General features: G+C 71.7%; 14 protein-coding genes. 9 read left to right on the forward strand and 5 right to left on the reverse strand.

Annotation, left to right across the window (positions count from 1 at the left end; genetic code table 11):
- The 3 genes from WG209_RS19795 to WG209_RS19805 all read left to right on the forward strand — a co-directional run.
- The coding region (locus WG209_RS19795) for a sigma-70 family RNA polymerase sigma factor (RefSeq protein WP_337176816.1) at positions 1-507 on the forward strand (507 nt) is incomplete at its 5' end.
- A gap of 90 nt (positions 508-597) precedes the next feature.
- On the forward strand, positions 598-1,359 hold the full coding sequence (locus WG209_RS19800) for a C4-type zinc ribbon domain-containing protein (RefSeq protein ID WP_337176817.1): 762 nt from the start codon (positions 598-600) through the stop codon (positions 1,357-1,359).
- A gap of 76 nt (positions 1,360-1,435) precedes the next feature.
- Positions 1,436-1,915 carry a zinc ribbon domain-containing protein gene (locus WG209_RS19805; protein WP_337176818.1) on the forward strand — a complete coding sequence of 160 codons (480 nt, stop codon included), beginning with the start codon at positions 1,436-1,438 and terminating at the stop codon, positions 1,913-1,915.
- A gap of 24 nt (positions 1,916-1,939) precedes the next feature.
- Here WG209_RS19805 and WG209_RS19810 read toward each other — a convergent pair whose 3' ends face one another.
- The 4 genes from WG209_RS19810 to WG209_RS19825 all read right to left on the reverse strand — a co-directional run bounded on the left by WG209_RS19810 (position 1,940) and on the right by WG209_RS19825 (position 6,315).
- Complete coding sequence (locus WG209_RS19810; RefSeq protein ID WP_337176819.1) at positions 1,940-2,923, reverse strand: NAD(P)H-quinone oxidoreductase; 984 nt, start codon at positions 2,921-2,923, stop codon at positions 1,940-1,942.
- A 196-nt stretch (positions 2,924-3,119) separates the two neighbouring features.
- Entirely contained in the window at positions 3,120-3,344 is a 225-nt protein-coding gene (locus tag WG209_RS19815; RefSeq protein ID WP_337176820.1) for a hypothetical protein, read from the reverse strand.
- An 80-nt stretch (positions 3,345-3,424) separates the two neighbouring features.
- The gene (locus WG209_RS19820; RefSeq protein WP_337176821.1) at positions 3,425-4,903 is read right to left on the reverse strand and encodes a S8 family serine peptidase; all 1,479 of its coding nucleotides are present in this window, start codon (positions 4,901-4,903) and stop codon (positions 3,425-3,427) included.
- A 110-nt stretch (positions 4,904-5,013) separates the two neighbouring features.
- Positions 5,014-6,315: a S8 family serine peptidase gene (locus WG209_RS19825; protein WP_337176822.1), complete on the reverse strand. Its 1,302-nt coding sequence runs from the start codon at positions 6,313-6,315 to the stop codon at positions 5,014-5,016.
- A 602-nt stretch (positions 6,316-6,917) separates the two neighbouring features.
- On the opposite strand from WG209_RS19825, the gene WG209_RS19830 reads away from it, so the two are divergent.
- The 5 genes from WG209_RS19830 (at position 6,918) to WG209_RS19850 (ending at position 16,383) form a co-directional block, all read left to right on the forward strand.
- On the forward strand, positions 6,918-9,950 hold the full coding sequence (locus tag WG209_RS19830) for a PVC-type heme-binding CxxCH protein (protein ID WP_337176823.1): 3,033 nt from the start codon (positions 6,918-6,920) through the stop codon (positions 9,948-9,950).
- 389 nt (positions 9,951-10,339) lie between these two features.
- On the forward strand, positions 10,340-11,116 hold the full coding sequence (locus WG209_RS19835) for a hypothetical protein (RefSeq protein ID WP_337176824.1): 777 nt from the start codon (positions 10,340-10,342) through the stop codon (positions 11,114-11,116).
- A gap of 102 nt (positions 11,117-11,218) precedes the next feature.
- Positions 11,219-12,451, forward strand: a complete 1,233-nt coding sequence (locus WG209_RS19840) for a M48 family metallopeptidase (RefSeq protein ID WP_337176825.1) — start codon at positions 11,219-11,221, stop codon at positions 12,449-12,451.
- A gap of 275 nt (positions 12,452-12,726) precedes the next feature.
- Positions 12,727-15,696, forward strand: coding sequence for an MMPL family transporter (locus tag WG209_RS19845; RefSeq protein ID WP_337176826.1), 2,970 nt, complete (start codon positions 12,727-12,729; stop codon positions 15,694-15,696).
- Positions 15,697-15,948: 252 nt separating this feature from the next.
- Positions 15,949-16,383: a hypothetical protein gene (locus WG209_RS19850; protein ID WP_337176827.1), complete on the forward strand. Its 435-nt coding sequence runs from the start codon at positions 15,949-15,951 to the stop codon at positions 16,381-16,383.
- 43 nt (positions 16,384-16,426) lie between these two features.
- Here the strand turns inward: WG209_RS19850 and WG209_RS19855 are convergent, their stop codons facing one another.
- Positions 16,427-17,785 (reverse strand): RNA polymerase sigma factor, encoded by a 1,359-nt coding sequence (locus WG209_RS19855; protein WP_337176828.1) that lies wholly within the window; start codon positions 17,783-17,785, stop codon positions 16,427-16,429.
- A gap of 186 nt (positions 17,786-17,971) precedes the next feature.
- On the opposite strand from WG209_RS19855, the gene WG209_RS19860 reads away from it, so the two are divergent.
- Positions 17,972-18,925 (forward strand): thioredoxin family protein, encoded by a 954-nt coding sequence (locus WG209_RS19860; protein WP_337176829.1) that lies wholly within the window; start codon positions 17,972-17,974, stop codon positions 18,923-18,925.
- Positions 18,926-18,939 lie beyond the last annotated feature (14 nt).

Consider the following 18,939-nt stretch of genomic DNA (forward strand, 5'->3'; position numbering starts at 1 on the left):
CGCACGATCCGCATCCCGGTCCACATGATCGAGACGATGTCCAAGCTGCGGAACGTCTCCAAGAAGCTGCTCCAGGAGAAGGGCCGCGAGCCGACCATCGAGGAGACGGCCAAGGCCGCCAACATCTCCGTCGAGGAGACGCGGCGGGTGATGAAGATCAGCCGGCACCCGATCTCGCTGGACCGCCCGGTCGGCGAGAGCGAGGACAGCTACTTCGGCGACTTCATCGAGGACGAGGCCGTCGAGAGCCCGATCAACGCCGCGACCCAGGAGATGCTCAAGGACAAGATCGACCAGGTCCTCAAGACGCTGACCTATCGCGAGCGGGAGATCATCAAGCTCCGCTACGGGCTGGGCGACGGCTACACCTACACCCTGGAGGAGGTCGGCCGCATCTTCAAGGTCACCCGCGAGCGGGTGCGGCAGATCGAGGCCAAGGCCGTCCGCAAGCTCCAGCATCCCGTCCGAAGCCGGCAGCTCGAGGGCTTCCTCGAGAGCACGGGTTGACGCGGTCTTCAAACCGCCGGTCATGACGACCGGCGGTTTTTTTTTCGCCCGGCCGGATCGAGCCCCGCCCCAGCACAGGAGACCTCGAGAATGAACGCGACCGCCGACGCCCTCCGCGACCTGCACACGCTCCACCAGCGAGCCAAGGCGCTCCGCGACCGCCTGGCGTCCGCGCCCCGGACGCTCGCCGCCCGGACGGCCGCCCTCGCCGCCCGCGCCGCCGAGGTGGAGAAGCTGCGCAAGGGCGTCCAGGACGCCCAGCTCTCCGTGAAGAAGGGGGAGCACGCCATCCAGACGTCGCAGGCGAAGATCGACGACCTGAAGGTCAAGCTGAACCTCGTCAAGAAGAACGAGGAGTACAAGGCCATCCAGAATCAGATCGCCCACGACCAGGCGGCGATCGGCAAGAACGAGGACGAGGTCCTCCAGGGCTACGAGCTGGTCGAGGCCAGGAAGGCCGAGATGGCCGCCGCCGAGGCCGAGCTGAAGGCCTTCTCCGACGAGGTCGACGCGCTCAAGAAGACGATCGAGGACCAGGCGGCCGGCCAGAAGGCCCAGCTCGCGGAGCTGGAGGCGGCGATCGTCGCGGCCGAGGGGCACATCCCGGCCGACGTCCGCGAGCAGTACAAGCGGACCGTCCGCCAGCTCGGCGCCGACGCCCTGGCCGCCGTCGAGGGGGGCGTCTGCCTCGGCTGCTACACCTCCGTCACGCCCCAGATGCTCAACGAGCTGATCAATCGCGACGGCCTGACCTTCTGCAAGTCCTGCGGCCGCCTCCTCTACTTCGCCGAGGGGGAGTCGGGCGTCGCCCCCGAGAAGCCCAAGAAGACCCGCTCCCGCGCCAAGAGCTGAACGCTGGCCTCGGCCAATATCGCGGCCCCTCGGGCGAAGGACCACGGTCGACCGACCCCATGCCCCGGAGGCCCGCGTGAAGCACCGCAAGCCCAACGTCCCCGTCACCGCCCGCGACGTCCCCCCGGAGCGCAAGGCCCTCTACCACGCCGGCATGGCCGTCGGCGTCGTGGGAGTCTTGCTGTTCGTCTCCAACTTCTTCGTGATCGCCTCGGGGTTCGACGACCCTTTCTCGATGCGGGATGGGGCGACGGGCTTCGTGGGGCGGGCGCTCGGCGGCATGGCGTTGATCGTCGCCGGCGGCGCGATGAGGACCGTCGCGGCCCGGGGCCTGGCCGGATCGGGGCTGACGCTGAACCCCGAGCAGGCCAGGCGCGACATGGAGCCCTGGTCGCGGATGGGAGGCGGGATGCTCGCCGACGCGCTGGACGAGATCCCCGCCGTCCGGCCGGCCGACGAACGAGTCGTCGAGGTCGTGCGCGTCCGCTGCCCCAGCTGCCGGGCGCTCAACGACGAGGACGACAAGTTCTGCGGCCAGTGCGGCGGGCGGCTCTGACCCGGGGCCGCCCCCTCCCCCCCGTCAGAGCGTCAGCACCACCTTGCCGAACGAGGCGTTGGAGGCGAGGTGTTCGTGGGCCTTGCCGACGGCGTCGATGGGGAACGTCGAGTCCAGCACGGGCTTGACCACCCCCCGCTCGAGCCAGGGGACGACCGAGGCGGCGAACAGCCGGGTGGCGGCGATCTTCTCCTCCAGCGGCCGGGCGCGGAGGGTGGTCCCGACGATCGTCGCTCGGCGGGCCAGCATCGCGTTGAGGTCGAACTCGGCCTTGGCCCCGGTTAGCAGGCCGACGACGACGATCCGGCCCCGCCTGGCCACGGCCTTGAGGTTCTCGGCGAGCGCCTTCGCCCCCAGCAAGTCCAGGATCACCGGGGCCCCTTCCCCGTCGGTATGCGCCTTGACCTCCTCGGCGAACTCGCCGGAAGGATTGACGATCGCGACGTCCAGGCCGAGTGCCCTGGCGCGGTCGAGCTTCCCGGCGGTGCGCGAGGTGCCGATGGTGAGGCATCCCATCGCGTGGGCGATCTGGACGGCGGCCGTGCCGACGCCGCTGCCGGCCGCGTGGATCACCGCGGCCTCGCCGGGAGTCAGCTTCCCCTGGGTGGCGAGGGCGTCGTGGGCGGTGATGAAAGCCTCCGGGACGGCGGCGGCCCGGGTGAAGTCCAGGCCGTCGGGGATCCTCGCGAGCGTCCGGGGGTGGGTCGTCAGGTATTCCGCCTGGGCCCCCCCGCCGACGATCCCGAAGACGCGGTCGCCCACCTTCGCCTGCCCCTCGGCATCGGGCCCGACGGCCTCCACCACGCCGGCGAACTCCAGCCCGGGGATGTCGGCCGGGACCCCAGCGGGCGCGGGGTACAGGCCGCGGGCTTGCAGCAGATCCGCCCGGTTCAGCGCCGCGGCGTGGACCCGGACCAGCACGCTTTCCCCCCGCGCCTCGGGCCTCGGCACGTCCTCGACGCGCAGGACCTCCGGCCCCCCCTTCCCCTTGATCACGACCGCCTTCATCGCTCACGCCCTCTCGAACCCAGGTTGCGACGACTCGCTCATCGCGAATCGAGTCCCCCGGCCGCCTCCAGTCTAAACCCCCGGAGTAACCCCCAATAGGCGGGGATGGGTCCGCGCGGGGAGGCGTCGAGGTCGATGACGACGTTGAAGGATGGGACGTCGGGCGGCGCGACGGGCCGCGGGATCGGCGACCGCTCTAGATGGCCCGCATCTCTTCATCGGGTTCGACGGCGATGACGCCGGGAACGGCCTCCAGGGCGTGCCGGGCGGTGGGGGCGGCCTTGCCGCTGATGATCCCGGAAGTCGAGAGCACCTGGCGGACTTCCAGCCCGGCGTCCCGGAGCTCATCCGCGACGGACTTGATCCTCGTCAGGTGCGAATCGGCGATCGTCACCACGACGGATTCCTTGTCATCGGCCATGATCGGCCCTCCTGGATCGACCTCGCGCTCTCACTGGAGACGAGCCATGGTAATCGGTCGAGCATAAGGCATGCCACCGCTCAGGGGGCCTGGACGAGACCAGCCCCGACGTCGGACGCCGGCGAGTCCAGGCGTCGGGCGGAGGAGCGGAGCAGATCCAGCAGCGAGTCGCTCGACGCGTCGGGATGGGCCTCGGCCCAGAGGGCGGCGACGCCGGCGACGAAGGAGGCCGCGGTCGACGACCCGCTGAACTCACCGTACAGGTCCGGGCGCGGGAGGCTGGAACGCAGTCTCACGCCGGGCGCGACCAGGGCGACCGCCCCGGGCTGCCCCGGCTGGCCGCGGGGGGAGAAGTCGGCCAGGCGGAGCCGGGGGTCGATCGAGCCGACGCCCACCGCCGAGGGGCACGAGGCCGGGACGACGACGAACCCGAAGTGCCCGGCCGACCGCCGCGCGTTGTTGCCGGCCCCGGCGATGACGAGGGCCCCCAGCCGCCGGGCACGCCCGCAGGCCGCCTCCAGCAGGGGATCGGGGGAAGGTCCTCCCAGGCCCAGCGGGGCCAGGATCACTCGGCACCCGTTGGCGACCGACCACTCGATCCCGGCGACGATCGCGAGCCTGGTCCCGGTTCCGTCCGGCGAGAGGACCCGCGCGACGAACGGCAAGGCGTCCGGGGCGCACCCGTAGCGGGGGCCGTCCGCCGGCCGCGCGGGCCCGAGGGCCGTCCCGAGATAATGCGTGCCCGAGGCGCCGCCGGCCGTCGGCGTCCCGCCCACGAAGGAGCGGGCGGCGATGGGGCGGCCCAGCCAGTCGGGGTGGGCCGCGTCCAGTCCGTCGACGAGCGCCGCGACTTTCACCCCCCGGCCGGTGAAGCGCGAGCCCAGGATCCCGGTGGCGCGCAGGCCCCAGGTCCCGCGCTCGTCGTCGCGGAAGGAGGCGGAGGGACGGGGATTCCCGATGGTCGACGCCACGTCGGCGAGGCCGGCGTGGGCCCCATAAAGGCGGATCATGTGGTCGGCGGCGTCGCGATAGCCCTTCAGGTACGCCAGGAAAGCCGGCTCGGCGGGCTCCTGGGGCGAGGGCGGCCCGGGGACCGGCTCGGCGGCCGACGCCGGTTCGGCGCCGGCTTCGTCGAGGAGGGCCGATCCCCAGGGCCGGTCGCCTTCCGGGAGCATCGCCAGGGCTCGCGCGCGGTCCTCCTCGGCGGTCACGAGCAGCACGCCCAGGCGTGGCAGGGCGATCACGCCGGCCTCGGGAGCCTGATCGACCACCAGCGCCCCCTCGGAGTCGTCATCGGCGCGGAGGACTGGGCATGATCCCACGACTTCCCGGACCTTTTGCAGGGCCTCGGCCTCCGCGTCGGCCCCGTCCCGGACGAAAAGCCAGGCCCGGGCGAGCGGGGCGGGCAGTTCAGGGGGGGGCGTCGAGGCGGGCTTTCGAGGCGCGGCCTTCCGGGGGACCCCCTTCCGGGCGACCGGCTTCGACGCGGACGATTTCCGACGGTCGGACGGCTGGCGCCCGCCGCCCTGGCCCTCGGGGACGCGATCGGGGCGACTCATGTCTGGGGTCCTCCCGGCCGTGGCCCGCCGGACGGCGGACATCCGGCCGGGCCGACGAGGCATCGCCTTCGAACAGACTTCCCCGACGCCGACCGCCGGGCCCGGAGGCGTCAGAGCGGGGCGCGGACCAGGCCCGATCCCACGTCGGCCGCCGGGAGCGAGAGCCGCGACGCGCGCGACGTCAGCAGTTGCCAGAGTCGGGGGCCGGTCGCCCGCTGCGACTGGGACCACATGGCGGCGATCCCGGCCACGTGGGGGGTGGCCATGCTCGTCCCGTTGAGGGTCTCATACCGCGTGTCCATCGGCCACGACGAGTAGACGGCGACCCCCGGACCGGCGATGTCGACGCTCGCGCCGGCCGCCCCGCCCGAGATGCAAGAGAACGACGCCAGGCCCAACCGCTGATCCACGGCCGCGACGGCCATGATCGAGGGGCTGTTCGCCGGCTGCCCCACGGCGCCGGGAGGGCTGGGGACCGTCCGCCGGTGGTTGCCGGCCGCCGCGACGATCAGGCAGCCGCGCTGGAGGGCCCGCTGGCCGACGGCCTCGTAGGCGGCCGAGGGGGTCGAGACCTTGTTGCCCAGGGACATCGAGATCACCTGGCAATTGTTGTTGACCGCCCATTCCATCCCCGCGAGGATCCCGGCCGTCGGCCCCGAGCCGCCGTTGCCGAGGACCTTCCCCACGAAGATCGCGGCCTCGGAGGCGCAGCCGTACCGCCGACCGTTGACGTCGTTCCGGCCGCAAGCGGTCCCGACGCAGTGGGTGCCATGGCCGTTCTTGTCCTGGACGGCCTCGCCGGAGATGAAGGACCGGGAGGTGATCGCGCGGCCTATGAAGTCCGGATGCTTCAGGTCGAGCCCCGTGTCGAGGACCGCCACCCGGATCCCCCGGCCGGTGAATCGGGAGCCGTCGACCCGCGTCGCCTTCAGGCCCCAGGTCGACTGGCTGTCGTCGAGGAAGGAGGCCAGCGCCTCCCCTTCGGGCGGCACCCCCTCGCCCCCGGCGGCGATCTCGTAAAGGTGGTTGACCGCGTCCCGATAGCCCCGCAGATAGTTGAGGGGCAGCCCGTTGTCGTCGATCGCGTAGAAGAGGCGCTCGGGTTCGACCGCAAGGATCGCGCCGCCGCCCGAGATTTGAGCGAGCCCCGCGACGGCATCCGCTTCCTCGGCGGTGACCACGGCGATCCCGAGGGACGGGAAGACCATCCCCCCCGCCTCGTCGAGCTGGTCGATCTCGATCGCGGACGCCTCGAAATCGGCGGCGCTCGGGAGCTTGCCGATGCCGGCCGCCTTCTTCAGGGAGGCCATCCCGGCCGTGATGGCATCCTCTTCGAACGTGACGATGAACCGCCCGGGCGTCGCTTCATCCTGGACGTCGGGCGGCGTCGGGAAGCTAGGCTGGTCTGACATGGAAAGTTCTCGCTGTGTCACGATCCGGGGGGCGAGCGAAGTTAGGGGCCGGTGCCCAAAAGTAAGCAGAACCGTTCGGCGTGAATGTGTCAACGGTTTGGGTTCATAATATTTGAAATGCGTCGTTGTTCGACGGGAATAAGGCGTCCGCCTGGCGATGTCGTGCGGTCGAGCGGGGGAAAGGCCTCTGGGAGGGTGGCGACGTGGTCGAACTCCGCCCGGGTCGCCTTCGCGGCGATGGCCGCGTTGGAGACGGCCCGCGTGGGGGGGGCGAGACCATGTCGCGAGCGAGGAGCGAGGGCGGCTCTCGAAATCGGTGGGTCGGGGTCGCGAGGTTTCGCGCTTCCGAGGGGTGCCTACGCGAACCGGCCGGGTCCCCACGAGGGCGCCCCGCTCGCCGGTCGACGCTCAGGTCGACAGCCGCGCTCGCGGTGCCCGGGGCGTGACCCGATCGCGTCGTCGATCCGGCGGGTTTATGATGGGGGCGTCCGCGCCCGGTCCCCGATCATCCCCGACCTTTCGGCGCGAGAGCGCCTCGGCCCGGGATCGGGCTTCCGGCGTGGTCGAACGAGTCGAACGACCTGCAGGGAGACGACGACGCCATGCTTTCGATGCGATGGGGCATTGAGGTTGCTCTCGGGCTTCTGGTTTCGCTGGGCGCGGCCCTCGGCGCGCATCCTTCGGCTCGCGGAGGGGAGCCGGCGGGAGCGGACGAGGCGCCGACCGGCCCGCTCGCGCCGGAGGCCGCGGCGAAGTCCTTCCGGGTCGCGCCGGGCGTCCGGGTCGAGCTGGTGGCGGCCGAGCCGCTGGTCGTCAGCCCCGTGGCGTGCGCGTTCGACGAGCGGGGGCGGATGTTCGTGGCCGAGGATCGCGGCTACCCGACCGGCCCCGGCGAGGGCCAGCCGCCGATCGGCCGGATCGCCCTGCTGGATGACCGCGACGGCGACGGCCGCATGGACCATCGCGTCGAATTCGCCGAGGGGCTCACCTACCCCAACGGCGTCCTCCCCTGGGACGGCGGCGTGATCGTCACCTGCTCGCCGGACGTCCTCTGGCTCAAGGACACCGACGGCGACGGCAAGGCCGACGTGCGCGAGGTCCTGTTCACCGGATTCTCGACCAAGGGGAGCACCCAGTTGCGGGTCAGCCACCCCGTCCTCTCCATCGACGGCTGGATCTACCTCACCAGCGGGCTGACCGGGGGCTCCGTGACGGCGCCCGACCGCCCCGACCATCCCGCCGTGACCCTGGGCCGGACCGACTTCCGGTTCCGCCCCGATCGGACCGCGTTCGAGGCGGCCGACGGCGGCGCCCAGTTCGGGCAGACGTTCGACGACTTCGGGCGGCGGTTCATCTGCTACAACCGCGTGCAGGTGCAACACGTCGTCATCTCCTCGTCGAGCCTCAGGCGCAACCCCCGGCTCGCCTTCTCCGAGACGGTCCACAACTGCCCGGCCGACATGACGCCGGAGCCGCTGCGGGGCCACGGCTCGGCGGCGCGGATCTTCCCGATCAGCCGGAACGTCACCACGGCCGACTCGCACGCCGGGACGTTCACCGCCGCCTGCGCCGTGACCGTCTTCCGCGGCGACGGCCTGCCGGACGAGTACCGCGGCGGCGCGTTCTCGTGCGACCCGACCGGCAACCTCGTCCACTTCGACCGGCTCGAACAGGCCGGGGCGACCTTCGCCGCCCGGGCCGCGCGGGAGGGGGTCGAGTTCCTCGCCAGCACCGACGACTGGTTCCGCCCCGTCTTCCTCGGCCAGGGCCCCGAGGGCGCGCTCTACATCTGCGACATGTACCGCAAGACGATCGAGCACCCCGACTACCTCCCCGAGGAGATCCGCAAGCGCACCGACTTCGAAGGCGGCAAGACGATGGGCCGGATCTGGCGCGCCGTCCGCGACGACCTGTCGCCCGACGACGCCCGGAAGCTCCGCCGGGTCGACCTCCGCGAGAGCACGACGGCCGACCTTTGCCGGATGCTCGCGGACCCCAACGCCTGGCGGCGCGACGCGGCGCATCGGCTGCTGCTGGAGCGTCGCGACGCCGCCGCGGCCGGGCCGCTGGCCGCGATCCTCGGCGACGCCGACAGCCCCGGCTACGCCATCGCCGCCGCGCTGGGGCTGCTCGACGCGCTCGACGGCCTCGACGCCGAGATGCTGCGGCGGGCGTCGGCGCATCCGTCGGCCGGCGCGCGGGAGATCGCGCTTCGGCTGATCGGCGACCGACTCAAGTCCGACCCGTCGCTGATCGAAGCGGTTCTCGCGAGGGCCGACGACGACGACCCGCGCGTGCGTTTCCAGGCCGCCATCACGCTGGGCGACGCCCCCGACGCGCCGGTCGACCGGGTCGTCGCGGCGCTGGCGAGTATCGCCGCCCGCGATGGCGCCGACCGCTGGGCGCGCGCGGCGGTATTCAGCTCGCTACGCGACCGGGAAATCCCGCTCCTGGAGGCGCTCCGGGGCCTCGCCGACGGCGGGCGTTCGTTCTCGCCGGAGCTGCTGGTGGAACTGGGCCGGATGGCGTCGCAGTCGGCACCGCGCGACGAGTGGCCGGCGCTGACGGGCCGCGTCGTCACCCCCCGCGACGGCCGCGCGTTCGCCCCGCGCGATCAGGCGGCGCTGCTGACGGGGCTCGCCGAATCGGTCCGCGGCAGGCTGAAGGCGGACGACGGGGACGACTCGCTCCGGGCGCTGGCCGGGGACGACCCCGCGTTGGCCGCCGCCGTCGACTCGGTCGTCAAGGACACGGCGGGCCTCGCGGCCGACGCCTCGGCCTCGCTGGACGAGAGGCGCGCGGCGATCGGCTTCCTGGGCTTCGCCGGTTTCGATCGCGGAGGTGATACGCTCCTGGAATTCGTCGGCTCGGAGAGCCCGCCGGCGCTCCAGGCGGCGGCCGTCCGGGCGTTGGGGATCCAGCGCGATCCCCGGGTGGCGGCGGCCCTGCTGGGCTCGGATCGGTTCGGCCGGTACACGCCCACGATCCGCGACGAGGTCATGTCGGTCCTGCTGTCGCAGGGGGCGCACATCCCGGGCGTGCTCGACGCGCTGGCCGACGGCCGCGTCCCCGTCGGCGCGGTCGACGCCTTGCATCGTCGCCAGCTGGCCCAGAACGCCGACGAGACGATCCGACGTCGCGCCGCCGAGCTGTTCGGCCCCGTCGCCGGCGACCGCGCGAAGGTGTACGACGCCCACAAGGACGTCGTCGCGATGACGCCGGACCCGTCGAAGGGCCGCGCCGTGTTCCTCCGCGAGTGCGCCCAGTGCCACCGACTGGACCAGGAAGGGGTGGCCGTCGGACCCGACCTGTTCGACATCCGCAACCAGTCCAAGGAGGCGATCCTCCTGCACATCCTCGCGCCCGACCACGAGATCACGCCGGGCTTCACCGCCTACACCGTCGCCACCCTCGACGGCCGCGTCCTCACCGGCCTGATCGCCTCCGAGACCGACTCGTCGATCACCCTCCGCCAGTCGCTCGGCAAGGAGGACGTCGTCCTGCGGAGCGACATCGACGAGGTCTCCGCCAGCAAGCAGTCGCTCATGCCCCAGGGCCTGGAGGAGACCATCTCCCGCCAGGAGTTCGCCGACCTGCTGTCGTACCTGAAGGGCGAAGGCGCGGGCGGGGAGTGAGAAGACGCGGCTCGCCGGCCGAGCCGTCGGGAATATGGTCGCGGGGCCTTCACCGATCGTCGGCGAAGGAGCCCCGCGACCCGTCTCCCCTCGCGCGAGCTGGCCTCGCGGCCCGTGGCGGGCGGAGGATGGCTCGTCCCCAGGAACCCGGACATGGACGCGCCCCCGGGGGATGACGCGAAATCCATGTATGGATCGGTGGCATGCTGTTGCCGGGTTTCACTCATGGATAATGCGATGTTGGAAACGATAATTTTTGTGCGTGGATTTTTGTAGACATTATCGTTTCATTTGTGGATCATCGCGAGGTGTTCCCCTTGGGGTGCCTCGGCGACGTGCCGAGGGCGCGGCCCTGGGGGCCTGTTTCCTCGGTCATGAGGCATGGTCGCATGCGCATTCGATGTTCGATGGTGGTCGTCGTCGCGCTCCTGACCGGGAGCGTCCAGGCCGCTCCCATCCTCTGGGTCAACGACAGCGGCGGCAATATCGGGAAGGTCGACGTCGCCACGGGCGATGTCGAGCTGGTGGGCAACGCCGGGGTCGTGCTGACGGACATCGGCTTCGATCCGGACGGCAACCTGTTCGGCGTCAGCTTCACCGGGTTCTACAGCGTCAGCAAGACGACCGGGGCCGCCACGTTGATCGGGTCGCTCGGCACGGGCGATTCGAACGCGCTGGTGTTCTCGAGCACGGGCGTCGCCTACGCGATGGGGAACGCGGGCGACAACCTCTACACCGTGGACGTGTCGACGGGGGCCGCCACGAGCATCGGCGACGTGGGAGGCTTCGCGTCCGCGGGCGACCTGGCGTTCCACAACGGCCAGCTCTACCTGGCGAGCACGACGAACCAGCTGATCAACGTGGCGCTCGGCCCGCCCGTCGGGGGGACCGCCGTGGGGCCGTTCGGCGTCTCGGAGGTCTTCGGGCTGGCGAACGCCAGCAACAACGTCCTCTACGCCGTCGCGGGGACTTCGGTGTACTCGGTCGACGTCGCCACGGGGGCCGCGACCTTCGTCGTCGACTATGGCGGCCAGGGGCTCGGGCAGGCTTTCGGCCAGGCCTTCATCACCGAGGCCGGGGCGGTGCCGGAGCCCGGCGCGTACCTGATGCTCGCCATCGGCCTGCTGATGTCATGGCCCGTCGTCCGGGGCCTCCGCGCGGCCTGACCGCCCCGGCACCCCGAGAGGCGCTCCCCCCCTGTTCCGTCGCGGCCCCGCGTGCTACAACCGGCCTCGGAGCGGAGCCGCGACGAACACCGGGGGGGTGGCATGGCGAGACTGCTGGTGGCGTGCGCGTTGGTCCTGGCGGCGGGGGCGGCTCGGGGCGGCGAGCCGCCGGTCGTGGTCGTCGACGAGTCGACGCCGGTGGCGGTGCCGGAGCCTTCCGAAAAGGCGATGGCGTTCTACCGCTCCGGGATGTGGCTCTGGGCGTTCAACCGAGTTTGGGCGATCGCGCTGCCGACGGTGATCCTGTTCTCGGGGGCCTCGGCGAGGCTGCGGGATTTCGCGGCGCGAGTCCGGTGGGGGTGGCCCGCGACGGTCGCCGTCTATGTCCCGCTCTACCTGCTGCTCACGGCGCTGGTCTCGCTTCCCATCAACTTTTACCAGGGGTTCGTCCGGCTCCACGCCTATGGGCTGTCGAATCAGACGCTCGGCAAGTGGGCCGGCGACCACGTCAAGGCGCTGGGCGTCGACGCCGTCGTCGGCGTGCTGATCGCGGGGGGGCTGTACGCCCTGCTCCGCCGCGCGCCGAGGCGATGGTGGTTGTACATGGCGCTGGGGTCGATCCCGTTCCTGCTGGCCGGGGCGTTCCTCAAGCCCATCTGGGTCGACCCGCTCTTCAACGACTTCGGCCCGATGAAGGACGAGGCGCTGGAGCGCTCGATCCTGGAGCTGGCCGATCGCGCGGGGATCGAGGGGAGCCGGGTCTTCGAGGTCGACAAGAGCATCGACACCAAGGCCGTGAACGCCTACGTCACCGGCTTCCTCGGGAGCAAGCGGATCGTCCTGTGGGACACGCTGCTGGAACGGCTGGACGAGCGCGAGGTGCTGTTCGTCATGGCCCACGAGATGGGCCACTACGTCCTGGGGCACGTCGTCCGGTCGATCCTCCTGTCGTTCGTCGTGACGCTGGCCGGGCTCTACTTCGTGCATCGGACGGCCGGGGGGCTGATCGCGCGGTTCCGGGGTCGGTTCGAGTTCGACGAGCTGAAGGACGCGGCGTCGGTCCCGCTCTTCCTGATGTTGCTCCAGATCGGCGCGCTCTTCCTGATGCCGGTGGCGATGGCTTACAGTCGGCATCAGGAGCACGAGGCGGATCGGTTCGCGATCGAGCTGACGCGGATGAACCGCTCGGGGGCGTCGGCGTTCGTGAAGCTCCAGGAGGCGAACCTGAGCAACCCCCGCCCCGGCTGGGTGTATCGGGTCTTCCGGGCGTCGCACCCCAGCCTGGGGGACCGGATCGACTTCTGCAACTCGCATCGCCCGCCGGCAACGGAATGATCCGGGAGGGGCGGCCGGGCCGGAGCCCGACGCGCCATGACGCGGCGCGGCGGCGGTCGGCGTCGGGGATTACCGTTGTCGCGGGGCTGGCCCCGACCTTACAGTATGGGTAGAACAGAACGAATCGAGGGCGTCCGTGCCGATCCCGACGCCGGGATCCTCATGAACGACGCGACGCCGGCAGGGAAGGCCGGGAGCGTTCGGCGCGCATTTTTCAACGGATGAATCGCGTCGGCCGAGGGCGGAACGAAGCGGTCCCCAGGAGTCCGGGTGCGATGCCCCTGTTGGAATCGATCAGGACCGTCTCCAGCCGACGCCCGGCATGGGTCGTGGCGGCGTGGCTGGCGCTGGCGGTCGGCGTGGGGCTCGGGGCACCGAATCTGACGCGGCTGGCGGCCGAGGGGCAGTCGAAGCTGCTGGGGGCCGAGGCCGAGAGCCGCCGCGCCGCGGAGCTTGTCCGCCTCTGCTGGCCCGACCAGGCGTATGAATCGACGGCCGTCGCCGCCCTGCACCGCCCCGGCGGCCTGACCCCGGCCGACGGCGAGTTCGCCGCGGCGCTGGCGAGGCGGTTCGGCGACCGCGACCGGCCGGCGACCATCCTCCGCGTCCTGGGGCCGGGCTCGCAGCCCGAGATCGCCGCCCGCCTGGTCAGCGAGGACGGAACGACGCAACTGGTCGTGGCGCCGCTGGATTCCCCCAACGTCGCCCCCACCGCGCACGAGGCCGTCGACTGGCTCCGCGAGCGGGCCGAGGAGGTCGCGGCGTCCGCGCCGGGCGTCGCGGGGCTCCAGGTGCTCTGGACGGGCGACTCGGTCATCGGCCGCGACTACATGCGCCTGGTGCAGGTGTCTCTCGACCGCGCCGCGGTGGTCACGGTCATCCTCCTGCTGATCGTCCTGCTCTGGGTCTACCGCTCGTTCTGGCTGGCCCTGGTCCCGCTGACCACCATCGGCATCAGCCTGGTGATCTCGCGGGGCGTGCTGGCCTGGCTGTACGGGGTGGGCTGGGAGATCTCCCCCCTGGTGGAGTTGTTTCTGGTCGCGCTGCTGTTCGGCACGGGGACCGACTTCTGCCTGTTCCTGTCGTGGCGGTTCGCGGAGCACTTCAATCCGCGGAACCCGGCCGGCGTGATGCGCATGACCCTCGCGCGGTCGTTCGTCCCCCTGGTCACCAGCGCCGGGACGATCGTGGTCGGCCTGCTGCTGATGGGGACCACCAGCTTCCGGCTGTTCTCCACGACCGGGCCGAGCGTGGCGCTGGGGCTGGCGATCTCGCTGATCGCCACGCTGACCCTCGCCCCCGCCCTGCTGGTCCTGCTGGCCAAGGCGCGGCCGTCGTGCTTCGAGGCGTTCGGCGGGCGTTCCGGGGGCTTCTGGGAGAACCTGGGCCGCAAGGTGATGGCCCGGCCGCTGCGGAGCTGGGCGCTGACGCTGATCGCGATGATCCCGCTGGCGGCGCTCGGGTCCCAGACCCGGTTCGTGATGGACATGATCAGCGAGATGCCGCCGCGGGCGGAATCGGCCGAGAACCTCCGCCTGCTGCTGTCGAAGTTCGACCCCGGAACGACCGCCCCGCTGACCGTGGTGCTGACGACCTCGGACGTCGACCTGCGAAGCTCGCGGGGCCTGGCCCTGATCGACGACGTCAGCCGGCTGCTGGCTCACCAGCGCAGCAACCGCGAGGTGCGCTCCGCCACCCAGCCGCTTGGGAGCCCCGCCCCCCTGAACCGCGCGCGGCTGGCGTCGCGCCTGGGGGAGGTCAACGACGGCTTCAAGCAGATCGCCGAGGGGGGCGAAGGGCTGGAGAAAGGGCTCATCGCCGGCGCGGCCAAGCTCCGCGCGGCGCTCTGGCTGGAGGAGAAGCTGGGCCTGAACCTCACCGGGGGCCCCGCCCCGAAGCCCACCGACCCCGCCGCCCCGGGGACGGACCCCGAGCCGGCGCCGGGAGCGGAGGCGAAGCCGGAACCCGAGCCAGGCCCGGAGGCGAAGCCGGCCGAGGCCGACCCGTTCGCGCGAGGGCTCCGCACGGCCTCGGCCGCCGTCCTCTGGACCCAGGGGATGCCGACGACGTGGGACGCCCCCGCGCTGGCCTCGGCGTTCAACCAGACGCTCATCCAGGGGGCCCAGGAGCGCGCGCGGCGTCGCGTGGGGGAGAAGGGCGCGGGGCTGTTCGACGCCGCCGTCGGCCTCGCCCGAGGCCTCCGGTCGCCGAGGCCCGAGCCGGCCGAAGCGCCGGGGCCCGCCCCCGCCGAGCCCGCCCCGGAGGCCCCGCCCGCCCCCCCCGAGAAGCCGACGCGGACCCTCCTGCGCGAGCTGACCCGCGCCGCCGAGGGCGCGGGGCAGATCGCCGAGGGCGCCGCGCGGGCCCATCGCGAGGTCAGCGCCATCCTCTCCGACCCGCTGGGCGCTCGGGCGCTCGACCGCCTGCTCGTCACGCCCGAGACCGTCCGCGAGAACCCGGAGCTGCTCAAGAGCTTCGACGCCTACATCACCGAGGACGGCCGCCAGGCGCGGATCGACGTGACCCTGGTCGATCGCGTCTTCTCCGACGCGGCCATGAACCAGGTGGACACCATCAGGCGCAGGCTGGACGACTACCTGGGCGAGTACCAGGGGATGACGGTCGTCGCCAAGGTCGCCGGCGCCAACGCCGAGTCGGCGGACATCCGCCGGCTCACCCGCGACGACCAGGTCCAGAGCTGGTTCATCGTCCCCATCGGCGTCTTCCTGGTGCTGATGATCGCCCTGCGCGACCCCCTGGCCTGCTTCAACCTGGTCGCGACGATGGTCCTGACCTACGTCTTCGCGCTGGGGGCGACGCACCTGGTCTTCGTCACGGCGCTGGGGGCGGAGGGGCTGGACTGGAAGGTCCCGTACTTCCTGTTCGTGCTCCTGGTGGCGGTGGGGGTGGACTACAACGTCTTCCTGATGACGCGGCTCCAGGAGGAGATCGCCGGGCACGGCTTCCGCGGCGGGATCATCCGGGCCGTCGGCCTGACCGGCGGCCTGATCACCTCGGCCGCGGCCATCACCGCGTGCAGCTTCGCCTCGTTCCTGTTCAGCCCGCTGGGCTCGCTCCGGCAACTGGGCTTCGCCTTGGTGGTCGGCATCACGGTCGACGCCCTGCTCGTCCGGCCGCTGCTCGTCCCCTGCGGCCACTGGCTCCTGAGGCGCTCGCGCGAGGTCCTGGGCCCCCGCCACGGCGTCCCGTCCGAGAGCTACCGCCTCACCAGCGTGCCGGATTGACCGCCGGGGCGGATGGCGGTGGATTTACCGCTGGCCTCGGGCCCCGACAGCCGATATAATGGTTGTGTTCGCGTGACGGCGACGAATCCTGCCGACACGACCGACCGTCCCGCCGCGCCCGGCATCCTCCCACGCCGACCGGCCCGGACGTCCTCCCCCGCTCTACCTCCCCGCCCGTTCGTCCCCCCCACGGTCGCCCGACCGCGCCGGGGACCTGGCCCGGAAACGCTCGACGGAATTGAAGGAACCATCATGAACGCCTCGCGATTCAGGAGAGGACTCTTCCTGACCACGCTGCTGGGGCTGGTTTATCTGGTGCACGACTACGCCACCACCAGCTGGATCGACCCCACCATGCCGCTATCCGGCACGGTGTCGATCGACGGCAAGCCGATGACCAAGGGGCTCGTCCGGTTCATCTCGATGGATCCCGACCTGCCCAAGGCCTACGGCAGCTACGTCAAGGACGGCCGCTACGAGGTCCCGGCGGAGTTCGGCATCACTCCCGCCCGATACCAGGTCGAGTTCAGCAGCATCGGCGCCGAGGACCTCCAGCGCATGCTGGACTCCAAGGGCGCGCTGACCGAGGTCCAGGAGGAGATCCCCGCCCGCTTCAACCGGAACACCGAGGTCGAGATCGACCTCTCCGCCGGCAACGTCCTCCACGCCGACTTCGACCTCAGGTGACGCGGACTGGGGCGGCGCGTCACCCCCGCCGCCCTTTCCGGTCTCAACGCTCGCGCAATCGGATTTCAGGCCTGGCCTCCTCGAAGAAGATCGGGGCCGACTCCAACTTCTTGATGAGGGCGTCGAGCTTCCGCTCCACCGCGTCGATCCGGCGGTCGGCCGCGCTCGCGTGCGAGTCGATCATCAGGAAGCCCCGGTCCACCGCGTAGCCCAGGCCGAGCGGCGCGAGGTAATCCCCCAGGGCCTCGCCCAGCGGCCGATCCTTCGGCCGGAACCGGGCGGATGAGGCCATGTGCCCGTCCGCGATCGACAGGCCATCGGGGTTGATATGGACAGGGATGCCCGGCTCGTCGGCCGTGGCTGTGGCCTCCCGGATGCGCCTCAGCAAGTCCTCCAGCCCGATGTTGTCGTCGGGATCGTCCGCGAATTCGAACGGACAGGGGGCCGCCAGCACGGCGCGGATGCGCGCGTTCCCGACCTCCAACTCCTCCTCCGTCGGCGGGTTAGGTCGGGCGGGGGGCTCGGCCTTCGGCGCCTCGACCTGGGCCGGCGGCGGCCCTCCCCCACCCCGCTCCGCGCCGGGGCCCGGCTGCTGGGCCAGAGCGACGGCCCCGACGATGCCCAGGGTCGCCAGCGACGACAGCACGGCGGGCTTCCACGACGACATCGACATAACGACCAACGCTCCTTTCGCGAGTGACGAGATCGAGGGGGGGACGGGCGACGCGGCGGTCGCGCGCCCGATCGCGATTTCCAACAGGGCGGCCGGCGGGACCGGCGGGGCCAGCGGGCGCGGGGCCTCGACCCCCTCGGCCCTCAGCCGCGATTCCAGGCGCTTCCTCGCCCGGTGGAGTCGGCCGCGGAGCGTCGGTTCGGAGATTCCCAGCGTCCGCGCGGCCTGCTCGTAGCTGAACCCTTCCAGGGCGCACAGGATCAGCGGCCGGCGTTCGCGGTCGGGGAGCCGGTCGATCTCGGCATGGATCAGGTCCGAGCGGTCAGGAGGCGCGACGGCGCGCGCCAGGGCCTCGGGCGGGACGAGCCGCAGCCGCGCCGACCGCGCCCGGGCGCGACTCCGCGCCCTGCGGGCCACCCGCAGCGCGACGCCGTGCAGCCACGGCCCCAGCGAGTCGGCCCGGCGGATCGCCCCGGCTCGACGGGCCAGGATCAGGAAGGTCGCCTGGAACGCGTCGTCAGCCTCGGCCCGGTCGGCCGCGACGCCGCGGCAGACCGCCAGGACCATCGGCCCGTGGCGCTCCACCATCACGCGGAACGCCTCGTCCGCGCCGAGCCGGCCGGATCGGTAGACGTCGAGCAGCCGGGCGTCGGGCGCCTCGCCGAACGCTCCCAGTGTCATCAGGGCCTTCAGCGGCCCGGCCGCCGTCCGCCTCGCCGGGGTCGTCATCCTCCGTCGTCCTCCACCCGTCGCCGCCTCGTCTCCAGCCTCATAGTGCCCGCGCCGCCCGGATCCTCACAACGATCCACGGATTTCCCTTCGATCCCGAGGCGGCCGCTGTTACGTTTGTAGGACGTGGCGGCCTCCCCTGGGCGGGAACCAGGGAGTCGCGCCGCCGGGAGCGGAGGGAGCACCATGCGTCTCGCGATTCCGACCGTGGCCGCGGCGTTGTTGATGTCGATGACGACCACCATCGTCGCCGCCCAGGAGGGGAAGAAGCCCGCGCGGGAGTCGATCTACGACGCCAAGGCGGACGCCCGCGCGCAAGTCGCGGCGGCCCAGGCCCGCGCGAAGGAGGGCGACAAGCGCGTCCTCCTGATGTTCGGCGGCGACTGGTGCGGGTGGTGCCACAAGCTGCACGCGCTCTTCCAGGAAGACGACGACATCCGGGGGTTGCTCTATAACGAATATGAACTCGTGATGATCGACACCGAGGCCCCGAACGCCGACGGCTACCTCAAGATGGCGTCCGAGGGCCAGGGGAACGTCGGCTATCCGTTCCTCGCCGTCCTGGACGCCGACGGCATGCTCCTGGTCGGCCAGCGGACCGACGTGCTGGAGGAGGGAAACCATCACGACCCGGCCAAGGTGAAGGCGTTCCTGGAGAGGTGGAGAGTGCCGCCCAGGGACGCCGAGGCCGTCGTGGCCGACGCCCTTGCGGGGGCCTCGTCGGAGCACAAGCGCGTGCTCCTCACCTTCGGCGCCCCCTGGTGCGGCTGGTGTCATCGCCTGGAGCGCTACCTCGCCCGCCCGGAGGTCGCGAAGGCCCTGGCCGACGACTTCATCGTGCGGAAGGTCGACATCGATCGCATGGCCCACGGCCGGGACGTGATCGGGCGCTATCGCAAGGTCGATGGCGGCATCCCCTGGTACGTCGTCCTCGACGCCGACGGCAAGGCCCTGGGCACGGCCGACGCCGACTTCGGCAACATCGGCTATCCCCTCGAGCCGAACGAGATCGACGCCTTCATCAAGCTGTTCGAATCGCAGGGCGTGCTGGAGCCCGCCCAGCTCGACGCGCTGCGGAAGGGCCTCGAATCGGCCGCCGAGGAGATCAAGGCCCAGCGGGCCGCGCGCCCGGCGGGGTAACCGCCCGAAGGCCG

This window comes from Paludisphaera sp. (assembly GCF_037189885.1).
Taxonomy (GTDB): domain Bacteria; phylum Planctomycetota; class Planctomycetia; order Isosphaerales; family Isosphaeraceae; genus Paludisphaera.

Coding starts and splice junctions, on each gene's coding strand:
- WG209_RS19800 (WP_337176817.1), top strand. CDS start 598: ATGAACGCGACCGCCGACGCCCTCCGCGACCTGCACACGCTCCACCAG.
- WG209_RS19810 (WP_337176819.1), bottom strand. CDS start 2,923: ATGAAGGCGGTCGTGATCAAGGGGAAGGGGGGGCCGGAGGTCCTGCGC.
- WG209_RS19815 (WP_337176820.1), bottom strand. CDS start 3,344: ATGGCCGATGACAAGGAATCCGTCGTGGTGACGATCGCCGATTCGCAC.
- WG209_RS19820 (WP_337176821.1), bottom strand. CDS start 4,903: ATGAGTCGCCCCGATCGCGTCCCCGAGGGCCAGGGCGGCGGGCGCCAG.
- WG209_RS19825 (WP_337176822.1), bottom strand. CDS start 6,315: ATGTCAGACCAGCCTAGCTTCCCGACGCCGCCCGACGTCCAGGATGAA.
- WG209_RS19830 (WP_337176823.1), top strand. CDS start 6,918: ATGCTTTCGATGCGATGGGGCATTGAGGTTGCTCTCGGGCTTCTGGTT.
- WG209_RS19835 (WP_337176824.1), top strand. CDS start 10,340: ATGCGCATTCGATGTTCGATGGTGGTCGTCGTCGCGCTCCTGACCGGG.
- WG209_RS19840 (WP_337176825.1), top strand. CDS start 11,219: ATGGCGAGACTGCTGGTGGCGTGCGCGTTGGTCCTGGCGGCGGGGGCG.
- WG209_RS19845 (WP_337176826.1), top strand. CDS start 12,727: ATGCCCCTGTTGGAATCGATCAGGACCGTCTCCAGCCGACGCCCGGCA.
- WG209_RS19850 (WP_337176827.1), top strand. CDS start 15,949: ATGAACGCCTCGCGATTCAGGAGAGGACTCTTCCTGACCACGCTGCTG.
- WG209_RS19855 (WP_337176828.1), bottom strand. CDS start 17,785: ATGACGACCCCGGCGAGGCGGACGGCGGCCGGGCCGCTGAAGGCCCTG.
- WG209_RS19860 (WP_337176829.1), top strand. CDS start 17,972: ATGCGTCTCGCGATTCCGACCGTGGCCGCGGCGTTGTTGATGTCGATG.